The sequence below is a fragment of the Bacillus sp. SA1-12 genome, assembly GCF_000981385.1.
In the GTDB taxonomy this organism is placed as follows: domain Bacteria; phylum Bacillota; class Bacilli; order Bacillales; family Bacillaceae; genus Metabacillus.
The window spans coordinates 1-10482 of sequence record NZ_LATZ01000048.1 but is presented as its reverse complement, the minus strand read 5'-3'; the positions used below and the strand labels follow the sequence as shown (position 1 = coordinate 10482).

Here is a 10482-nt window from a genome sequence, read left to right as displayed (position 1 = left end):
ATCCTTGATCAGAATGTACAGTAGTCCTGTACTTTGAAACTTTTACTATTTCAAGGGCTTCCTCTAGAGGTTTAAGGGCTAATTCTAAGGTTGGACGCATACCTATCCCATACGAAAGAATTTCACCGTTGAACATATCCATAATGGGATTGAAATACAGTTTTACACCGTCAGAACACTTAAATTCTGTGATATCTGTTGCTAATTTTTGATGACACCTATTTGTGTGGAAACGGCGATTAATACGGTTCTTGGCAACAGTTCCAATAGTCCCTCTGTAAGAACTGTACTTCCGTGATTTTCTTTTGAACTTATCTCCTTTGAGTCCGAGTTTATTCATGATGCGTTGCACCTTTTTATGATTCACTTTAGAACCGCGATTTTTCAATTCTAGCTTGATACGACGATAACCATAATTGCCATTATTTTCATCAAAAATAGATTGAACAGTTTCCTCAAGTACGTGATCTGGATTTTTTTCTTCATTACTTTTATATGATAATGATAGGAAGACTCCGGAATACCGACTATTCGTAAAACATCCTTTAATTTGAAGATTTCTTTGAGTTCGAATGATAACGCTGCTTGTGCTTTTCGAGATAGCCTTCCGGATCCATCTGAAAAGCTCGCAACTTTTTTAGGTATTCTACCTCTAAACGCAGAAGTTCGTTTTCTCTCTCCAATTTTTGTTCGTACGTCATTTCCTTTTCTTCTGCAACTTTTTTATTTCTTTTGTTCTTATTAAAATCAGACATGGATGGCCGTCCTTTCGGTCTATCCAGGGCCTCAGGACCACCCTCCAAAAAAGCTTTCTTCCAAGAAGCTATCATAGAAGGGTTGGTTAGTCCAAATTGAAGGGCTGTATCAGTCTCTGAAGAACCTGTTCTTTTCATAAAGCTTAATACATCTAGCTTAAATTGAACAGAATAAGTTTCCTTGTTCTTCTTTCTCATTAACCCTTTCTCCCCAAATTTTTCGTAAGCTTTTACCCATCTCAAAATACGTGTAGAGTCTTTCATATTATACTTTTGTGCTAATAATCTATATCCCAATTTACCTTCTAAATACTCTTTTACAAGCTTCAACTTAAATTCTTCACTATATTTAGCCACTAAAAAACACCCCAATAATTAGATTTCACTCTAACTTTTGGGGTGCAGTCCATCTTTAGCTGCCTTTATCATATTCAAATGAATCTGCACCATTGTATTGAAGGAAAAATAAAAGATATGTTTCAACTTTCAATTAGAGAGTAGAAAATGTCAAAGTTGTTTAATATTAATTATTTTTAACTCTTTTTGTTTTATCCTTTGCCCCTTATTCCATTAAATGACCTCATAAAAAAGACGCGCTGCTCGATAAACGCGCCCCGCGGATAAGGATCGCACTCTTTTCTATTCTTTAGTCCTCTAATTTGTTCCAAACCTTTTAGCTGCTCTGGTCCGAGCACGTTCAGCTTCGACCTCACGATTGCGTGGCTCGGCACTGGTTTCCAGCGAATTCAATAGATCTCTAGAAACCTTTGCAATCTCATAGACTGCACGATTAAACGCCTCCTCATTCGCCTTTGAAGCCTTGTTATAGCCTGTTATCTTTCTGACGTACTGAAGGGATGCTGCATGAATCTCTTCATCGGTAGCTGGCGGGTCGAAATTAAATAATGTTCGAATGTTTCGGCACATAAGTTTCTCCTTTTGTTATCATAATAAATTCTATTATACAAATTATACCTACTATCCTTCTATATTGATAGGTTACACCTATCTGGAGGAAAAGTTTAACCTGTCATGCTGCTCTCACAGGAGTTTCACATATACGTTTCAATGTTTTCATATTATAGTCAAACTTGTTTCCGTCTGTGCCTCCATATAAGGTAGCGATAACGAATCGTACAACCAATACAAAATCCCATTAATGCAACACCTGCTGCTAAAACAACCATCATACTAAAAATAAAGCCTAATAATTCGAAGTCAAAATAAAAGGACAATAGGGAAATACCTAAACATACAGTGGCTATCCATTGATTGAATAATTGCTGATCACGATCTTCTTGTACATATTGAGAAAATGGTTTTTTTAAGAACTTTTGCCCTATTAGTATGACTAAGTGACGCTTTGTTATAAGGGTTAAAGCACCAACGATAAAAGGGATCAATAATAACCATTTATAAAGCAAAAGGGCAGATAAAACAGTAACAACAATAAACACCTGATTTGTTTGAACAAGTGGTTTAGGAATATTCATATCATTACACCTCCTTATAGAAAATTATATGTGATTTTTTAAGGGAATGCTTATTTTTAACCTTCAATGTTTAATCTTGAGCAATTGATGTTCTTGGGGAGCCGTTAGCTTAAAAACAGATATATACGTTTAAAAAACAACAACTGCTGAAATGGAACTTTCAATTTTACAAATATATATTAGGAACGTTTCCATTATCCACTAGGTAATTTATAATGAATTTGAATGGGGGAAATAATAATGAAAAACAATACTATTTTATATGAATTAAAAAACTTAGCAAAAAAATTAAAACAAAGCTTATTTGTACTTTATCTTTCTTATAAAGATAAAAGAACCCCTTGGTTCGCTAAAGCTGTAGCCATTTGTGTCGTGGCATATGCCTTTAGTCCAATTGATTTAATCCCCGATTTTATTCCTATTTTAGGGTATTTAGATGACCTTATTCTTGTTCCTCTAGGGATTTCCATTGCCTTGAAACTGATACCATCTGATGTGATACAGGATAATTGGGAAAAAGCAGAAGAGATAAAGAAAAATGGAAAACCAAAGAATTGGTTTGTAGGCATTCTTTTTATTATTATTTGGATCTTGTTAGCAGTTTGGATTGGCAAAATTCTAATTAACCTAATTGGTTAAAAAAATTCTCTTCTCCCCATTAAACCATTTTAAATTTCAACATGTAATAACGTTTAAGTTCAGGGTAATCATATGATAAAAAACTCACGAACAAATAAGTGACTCTTTTAATCGTATTCTCTTAATAACCACTTTAAAAAGATTAGTATTTGCCATTTTAAGTACGATCCTATTATCTCTAAAACAAGGTTTCTATCTATTGATTGTTGTCTATAATTGTTCCCTTAGGAATATGATGGGTTAGCATTTCAATGGTAGAATATCGGGAGTCATTTGTATAAATGTTAAACCCTTGCCCATCGAACCATATATTAATAATAGTAGAGTTTTCTCTCATATTAATACACGGCACCATATATGGCTTCTTACCTCCAAATATCCCTCTTCTAATCGCTAATTTGTAACGGATTTTATTAGGAAAAGATAATGCATAAAATTGATTAGATGAAGCAATCCAAAAGGTTTCTTCTAAAACAAGTTTTAATGAATAAGGGTTATTGATGACAACATGGAAAACTGGGAAGCTTTTGCGTTTTTTACTTTCAAACCTTAATGTGTATTGAATATAGCCCTTTTTTAATGTTGATTCGATTTCTTCCGTTACATCAGTGTATGGTTCAAAAGTTAGAAAAACTGGGAATATCGCTTGTTTGCAAATAAAATCATATAGAAATTGTCTAGTTTTATCATCATAATTTTCATACTCTGAAGGACCAATATATATTTTTGAAACGTTTTCTCCGTCTTCGAATAAAATATATTCTTTTGCTGAATGAAATTCTTCCTGAGTCATGTTTATTCTAGTCAAAAGTACCTCCACCTTATCATCGATCAAATTTACATTTTATTCCTTCAGTTGATAAATTCTACATTGTAACGTTAATTCCTTTATTAACTGACATAAGTTAGCCAAATAAGAAATGTGCGCTACTCCGTTTGGATATAGAACACCCTGTCTATTAACAGTTTTATTTTATTTCTGAGATATGCCAGCACACACCTGATGGATCAGTTAAATGAATCTCACGCTTTCCCCATGGATAGACTGTTGGTTCCTTTGCCTTAATAGGATACTTGTTAAGCAGACTTTTCTGAATATGCGCCCACCACCCATCAAGATCTGCTACAAGCAATTCAACCATATAATTCCCCTGGAATTCTTCGTTATGAAAGTTTTGAAGGAAAAATTCTTGCTCCCCTTTTCGAAAAATACTTAATCCCTCGTCGGAATATAGTTGTTCAAAACCTAGATCTTCAAAAAATCTCTGTGCCAAGCGATAATCCTTCCCTGACGGAATAAATGGACGAAGTTTCATTAATTCCAAAACATTTCACCTCTACTAAGTGTTTTTACATTGTAATTCAAGAAATTTCCGCAAAACAATTCCTTTATTTTCAATAATTTAACAGCTGGCATTTTTTTTTGGCAGCAAAACTTTGTTAACCATATAGATCTATTAAACAGATTGAAGGGTTTACTCGTTAATCATTAAAGGCATATCACAATTTATAAAAGCAGAGATTGGCAAACTCTATACAATGACAACATTTCTATTCTGAGAACTGAATCTCCTTCGTACTTTTTAGGGCGGCGAATGCATTGCCCAACACCTCATTATGATGAATAATAATTTGTTGGGCGCTTAACGTATTTTTATTCCATGTTCGGTGTGCATCTTTAACAAGGGTAACCTTAAATCCAAGACTACATGCACGGCGTACTGTTGTGTCTATGCAATACTCCGTTTGGTTTCCGGCAATAATGATATGTTCGATTTGATGTACCTTAAGTTTTTCAACCAGGTCCGTTTGATGAAAAGAATCAGGTGTTGACTTTTGAATGATTATCTCCCCCTCATTGGGGGCAATTGAATAATGGATTTCCCATGGCGGAGATCCAGTTACGAATTCTTCATCGTTATGCTGAACATAAAAGACAGGGATATTAGCCGTTCGTGCCTTTCTAATTAAGTCTTTTAGATTACTAAGCAGCTGGTCTCCATCGTAGATCGGATTTGATTCGTCAAACATAGCATTTTGGACATCAATTATTAACAAAGCCGTCTTAGTTGTTTTTTCGAGTTTCATCTATAAACCACCTTTCTAAGGTAAAATTCACCGAAATGTTATCCTTTCCCTTTATTAAATTAGCATGAAACACAAAAAAGAGCTGCCGATCAAAATATGATCTTCAACTCAAGCAATCAATAGTCCAAAAAGAAAATACTATTACTGTAAATAACTAATGGATAGTGTATATACAATTTGACAAAAAGATAGGGAGCGGAGCTAACCGTTCCCTATTTGACATCCTTAATGAAGTTCATCTTATTTAGTGAACTTTAGCTTGAAATCACCATGATAAGGGATATGTTCAACCGTTATTAAGATTTCTTTTCCATCTTTATCTTTACCCATTCTTTTATAGGTGAATTTGTTTTCATTAAGCTCTGTAAGTTCAAGAATAGCACCATACTTATTATCTCCTAATGAAACGTGAGCTCTTAGTTTATTTCCATGTACAACATCGTAATAGCCATAATCACCCCGGCTTTTACCTGTCATAGCATTAAAAAATTCATATCTGTTTGTTTTAAAATCATATTTTGCAAGACCTAAGAAATTTTTGTTATAGTTTGATACATCATTGCCGTTTTCATCTAATGCTACTATTCCTTGCCAATTGGTGCTGGATAAAATGCTATCTCCATCAATATTTGTCACGATCTCTCCTGTGCTGGTGTTTAATGTCTTATCTGGATCTGTGAATGAAAGTGCTTTTTCCTTATAAGGAACATGTTCAACAAATACTTCTACATCGTTACCTTTCGCATCTTTCCCCACTCTTTTATAGGTAAACTTATTTTTATTTAGTTCTGTTATTTTCACAACCGCTTGATATCCCATTGATTCAGAAATTAGTATTCTGGACTTTCCGTCGTTAGTAATAAAGAAAGTTCCTTTATCTCCACGAGTTTCTGTTGTATTTTTATCAAAAAATTCATATCTTGAAGTTTCACCATCAAATTTGGCAAGTCCAATAAAATTTGCGTTTTCTTTTGTTACATCATTATGATTTTTATCATAAACTTTTGTCCCCTGCCAATTTGTACTACTTAGAATTTTAGCCATTTCCTGTCCTTTTGTTAACTTGTTTTCCTTTTTACTCTCTTTTACAGATTGTTCTTGCTTCAATTCACTACTATTTTCTTGAGCGTTAACGCTGCAACCTGTTAAAACTAAGGTGAAACCAAGTAGTATGGATGAAAGTGCTTTTGCTTTTTTGTTCATTTTGTCGTCTCCTCATTTATGATTGTCTTGTCATTTACATTGATGTGTGGATATATAGTAGTAAAGTTTCTACTGTACTGATTTGAATACAAGCTGGCTAATTTGCACCTGCTTTTAACAAGATTTGTTCAATCTCTTTAAACCCTTTCTTACGTGCATGCTGCAAAGGCGTTACATTATTTTTATCAGCTAAGTTCACATCTGCTCCATAATCTATTAGTAACTGTACGGTTTGCTGCTGTCTTTCGTCTCCATCATTCAAAATAATAGCTTCTAATAAGGCTGTCCAACCAAGATGATTGACATGATTAATATCAACATCGGTATTGGTAAGCAGTTCTTTGATGACATCGACATATCCATGTTCAGCAGCAGGGATCAAAGCTGTTCCCCCATACCGGTTAGTAATCGTTGGATCTGCCCCTGCTTTGATTGTAAGCTTTAGGATGTCTATATATCCTTCTGCACCCGCAAATAAAAAGGGACTGTTTTTCATGTCATCCTGAATGTTGACATCAGCCCCTGCCTCGATAAGTACTTTAGCAGTTGCGACATCATTTTGATAGGTTGCAATCATAGTAGCAGTTTGACCATTTGAGTTTTGTGCATTAATGTTGACCCCTTCCTTAATCAGTCTAATTACAGTATTGGTTTCTCCCTGTTTTGCTGCTTGAAATAGTTTCTCCTTCACTGCTTCTCCCCCTTTGTCAAATGAGGCACAACCTATGAGCAGTAGTAGGCAACTTAATACTAATGCCAACCACTTCCGCGTATTAAACACGCTCGGTCCCCTCCTTTACATTAACAATCTGTTGGCTCTAATAAACGATTTTTATACTATAGCATTATCCTCCAACTCTATTTTTTATTTAATTATTTCTTCCTAATCTATGGTAGTACGTAATCTTAAACTCCATCTAAACAATTTCTTAAAAAAAGATAAACTTATTCAAAAAATTCATTAATACTTATAAAAAAACCCGTCACTAGAGACGGGTTAAAACGTTCGTTATACATTAAAGCGATATCCTGCTCCCCAAACGGTTTCCAGGTATTTAGGATGTGCAGGGTCTCTTTCAATTTTTTCGCGTAATTTTCTAATATGGACGGTCACCGTTGAAACATCTGCTGCTGACTCCAGCCCCCAAATCTTTTCATATAGCTGCTCTTTGCTTAATACTTGGTTCGGATGAATGACAAAAAACACAAGCAAATCAAATTCCTTTGTTGTAAAGGGAACTTCATCTCCGTCAAGATAAACTTTGCGTGCAGATTTATCGATGGAGATTCCATGAACGAAAATCGTATTTGTTTTTGTTTGGTTCCCTGCCAAACGCTCATAGCGCGCTATATGTGCTTTTACTCTAGCTACCAGTTCGCTTGGACTAAAAGGCTTAGTAATATAATCATCCGCCCCTAAACCAAGGCCGCGAATTTTATCGATATCCTCCTTTTTAGCAGATACAAGCAAAATAGGAATGTTTTTAACAGCACGTATTTGTTTGCAAATCTCAAATCCATTTAATCCTGGGAGCATGATGTCCAGGATGATTAAGTCATAATGGCCTTTTAGAGCATGTTGAAGACCTGCATCACCACTATGTTGAATATCGACACGAAAATCATTTATTTCTAAATAGTCTCTTTGCAATTCTGCAATGCTAATATCATCTTCAATTAGTAATATTTCTTTCACATTTATTCACCTTTCTTTAGGGAGAAACATACAGTTGTCCCTTTACCGATCTCGCTGGTTGCCCAGATTTCCCCTCCATGCTCCCCGATAATTTGTTTAGCGATTGCAAGTCCTAAACCACTTCCGCCTGTCTGAGAATTTCTCGATTGTTCTGCACGGTAAAAACGGTCAAAAATATAGGGCAATGCAGAAGATTCTATCCCTTGACCATTATCTGTTACTTGTACAACTGCATCATTTAAATGATCATGAAGAGATATAGATATCTTTTTTTTGTCTTTGTTCATATATTTCACACAATTGCTCATTAAGTTGGCCAATACTCGCTTTAATTTCTCTCTGTCCGCAGTCACGTAGATTGGTTTATTCAAGGGGAGAAACTCAAGATGAATCCCTTGCTCACGTAATTCAATTGTAAGTTCTTCTACGTAATCTTGCAGATAATTATCCAGTTCGACCGTTTCAAAATGGAAGGGTTCTTTTTTTAAGTCCAACTTGGAAAATAGGAACAGCTCATCAATCAAAGAATCCATATCTTTTGCTTTTACGTACACAGTCGATAAATATTTTTCCATTTTCTGAGGAGTATTTGCAACACCATCCTTAATCCCTTCTACATACCCAATAATAGAAGTAATAGGTGTCTTTAAATCATGTGAAATATTAGACAAAAGCTCTTTTCGATTTTCCTCATACTGAAGCTGAAGATTTACAGATTCTTTTAATTTTGTTCTCATTTCCTCAAATGCCTTATTTAATTGTCCGATTTCATCATTCGAACTTGCCTTGATTTCAAAATTTAAATCACCTGATTTTATTCGATCAGCACCTTCTTTTAGAATGGAAATAGGCTTAATAATGCTTCGTGAAACTAAATAGTTTAACATACCAATAATCATGATAAACAGAAATAGCAGCAGCCCTGATAAGATGGGAAACAATTCTCGGATAAGATCAGCATAGGAACTTGCCTTTCTTAAAACGAAAATACTTCCTTCACTTTTATCCGGAAAATAAAAATCAAACTTCACATACGTAAAAAAATAGTCGTTGATTCGAATCGTATCTCGCGTATTGATGTTTGTTTCTTCAAATCCAGGTAGATATTGAACCAATGCCTGTTTGTCGAGATTAGGGGAAGCATACTCTACTTTCGTGCCCTTTCTAACAACAAACTCAATATCTTCATGCTCCATCTTCTTGAGCTCATTTTCATTTAGGAGCTGTTTAGAATTATTTTTAGCAAAAAGCTTTAAATCGAGAAACACACTTTCTTCTACTGTTGTCAGAGGTTTTTGCACATATGTTTTTTTGTAAAGATGCTCGACAGATTTTACATCACCTGTTATAGCAAAAATAATTAAAAACCCAGCTGCCAATAATAAAGTGATCGAAAAAAGGATCACCCCAATATAAGACAGAAGGAACCTCATTTTAATTGACATCTCTTTCACTCACTCTGTTATAAAATTTTCACCAGATTTATTTCTATTTTTAGCATGCAAGATACGGTTGTAAACCACATTATCCAAATGAAGGAAGCTCATTTTTCCAATTAATTAAAAGAAGCATATCACATAAATCTTAAAACTTTCTAAACTAGGTATGAAATATTTCTAAACACCTTATAATAAGCATCACTTTTTACTGTATTGAATCAATGAAAGCTTGATCTGGAACATGAAAAAACGCCTTCCTTATGGAAAGCGCCATTTTGTATAAGACAGCTTTTATTTTATTAGACTTTTAGTTAATATCTCTCTTATTTGATCGACACTCTTTATTATATATGTAGGGTTAGCATTCCTTAATTCTTCATAAGAGCCATATCCATAAGTTACTCCAATAGAGTCAATGCCACTATTATTTGCTCCTATAATATCGTGCTTTCTGTCGCCAATCATAATAAATTCATCTAACTTATGTTCATTATACTTGTCTAGTATGTATTGAATAATTTCAGTCTTTGATGATCTTGTTCCATCAAGATTACTTCCTACAATAAGTTCAAAATAGTGGTCAATATTAAAAAAATTTACTATTTTTTCAGAAAATACCGTAGGCTTTGAAGTTCCGATAACTAAAGTGAAATGTAATTCTTTAAGCGATTTTAAGAGTATTGGAATTTTTGAATATAATTGATTTTCATACATCCCTTTTTCCTCAAACCTTTCCCTATAAAAACCAATTGCCTTTTGTGTCTCTTCCTCATTAAAACCATAATATTCAGCAAAGGAGATTTGTAGTGGAGGGCCAATAAAACATTCAAGTTTGTCAATATCCGGTTCATAAATATTCATTTTTTGTAGTGCATATTGAACAGATTTGGTAATACCTGCCTTTGGGTCTGAAAGCGTTCCGTCTAAATCGAATAAGATTACTTTATATTTGTCCATTTTAAACTCCCATCTAGTATGATGCCTTCTTAATATTATCAAAAGATTTCATAAAAAGTTCAAAAATCTTCTTTCACTAAATTTCTCAAATCGAGTAGGAGGGGGTGACTAACCCCCGACCTCTCACACCACCGTACGTACCGTTCGGTATACGGCGGTTCAATTAAGTTTGACGTAGAAATTCATATCTTTGATATAAACTTTTAAGCCCA

12 protein-coding genes and 2 pseudogenes are annotated in these 10482 nt (G+C 34.3%); 1 reads left to right on the top strand and 13 read right to left on the bottom strand.

What is annotated here, in order from left to right; all coding sequences use genetic code 11:
* From WQ54_RS34765 to WQ54_RS17370, 5 genes and pseudogenes are all read right to left on the bottom strand, one after another.
* A pseudogene (locus WQ54_RS34765) lies at positions 1-340 on the bottom strand (IS3 family transposase); the annotation flags it as partial.
* Between the two features lie 33 nt (positions 341-373).
* Positions 374-439, bottom strand: a pseudogene (locus WQ54_RS35670) (hypothetical protein); the annotation flags it as partial.
* Positions 440-545: 106 nt separating this feature from the next.
* Positions 546-1112, bottom strand: a complete 567-nt coding sequence (locus WQ54_RS17380; RefSeq protein WP_046585861.1) for a helix-turn-helix domain-containing protein — start codon at positions 1110-1112, stop codon at positions 546-548.
* 297 nt (positions 1113-1409) lie between these two features.
* The gene (locus WQ54_RS17375) at positions 1410-1682 is read right to left on the bottom strand and encodes a DUF2277 domain-containing protein (protein WP_046585860.1); all 273 of its coding nucleotides are present in this window, start codon (positions 1680-1682) and stop codon (positions 1410-1412) included.
* A 158-nt stretch (positions 1683-1840) separates the two neighbouring features.
* Positions 1841-2248, bottom strand: a complete 408-nt coding sequence (locus WQ54_RS17370) for a DUF4395 domain-containing protein (protein ID WP_046585858.1) — start codon at positions 2246-2248, stop codon at positions 1841-1843.
* Between the two features lie 240 nt (positions 2249-2488).
* Here WQ54_RS17370 and WQ54_RS17365 point away from each other — a divergent pair, with 240 nt between their 5' ends.
* Positions 2489-2887, top strand: coding sequence for a YkvA family protein (locus WQ54_RS17365; protein WP_197089616.1), 399 nt, complete (start codon positions 2489-2491; stop codon positions 2885-2887).
* Between the two features lie 196 nt (positions 2888-3083).
* Here the strand turns inward: WQ54_RS17365 and WQ54_RS17360 are convergent, their stop codons facing one another.
* From WQ54_RS17360 to WQ54_RS17325, 8 genes are all read right to left on the bottom strand, one after another.
* A complete protein-coding gene (locus tag WQ54_RS17360; RefSeq protein ID WP_156178005.1) occupies positions 3084-3695 on the bottom strand; it encodes a hypothetical protein in 612 nt (203 codons plus the stop codon).
* Between the two features lie 160 nt (positions 3696-3855).
* Positions 3856-4212 carry a hypothetical protein gene (locus WQ54_RS17355; RefSeq protein WP_052737851.1) on the bottom strand — a complete coding sequence of 119 codons (357 nt, stop codon included), beginning with the start codon at positions 4210-4212 and terminating at the stop codon, positions 3856-3858.
* Positions 4213-4438: 226 nt separating this feature from the next.
* Positions 4439-4975: a cysteine hydrolase family protein gene (locus WQ54_RS17350; protein WP_046585855.1), complete on the bottom strand. Its 537-nt coding sequence runs from the start codon at positions 4973-4975 to the stop codon at positions 4439-4441.
* A gap of 240 nt (positions 4976-5215) precedes the next feature.
* A complete protein-coding gene (locus tag WQ54_RS17345) occupies positions 5216-6178 on the bottom strand; it encodes a DUF4822 domain-containing protein (protein ID WP_046585853.1) in 963 nt (320 codons plus the stop codon).
* A gap of 97 nt (positions 6179-6275) precedes the next feature.
* The gene (locus tag WQ54_RS17340) at positions 6276-6905 is read right to left on the bottom strand and encodes an ankyrin repeat domain-containing protein (protein WP_046585863.1); all 630 of its coding nucleotides are present in this window, start codon (positions 6903-6905) and stop codon (positions 6276-6278) included.
* 282 nt (positions 6906-7187) lie between these two features.
* Positions 7188-7874 (bottom strand): response regulator transcription factor, encoded by a 687-nt coding sequence (locus WQ54_RS17335; protein WP_046585851.1) that lies wholly within the window; start codon positions 7872-7874, stop codon positions 7188-7190.
* 2 nt (positions 7875-7876) lie between these two features.
* Positions 7877-9319: a HAMP domain-containing sensor histidine kinase gene (locus tag WQ54_RS17330; RefSeq protein WP_046585849.1), complete on the bottom strand. Its 1443-nt coding sequence runs from the start codon at positions 9317-9319 to the stop codon at positions 7877-7879.
* Between the two features lie 285 nt (positions 9320-9604).
* Positions 9605-10270 carry an HAD family hydrolase gene (locus tag WQ54_RS17325; protein WP_046585847.1) on the bottom strand — a complete coding sequence of 222 codons (666 nt, stop codon included), beginning with the start codon at positions 10268-10270 and terminating at the stop codon, positions 9605-9607.
* Positions 10271-10482: the final 212 nt, after the last annotated feature.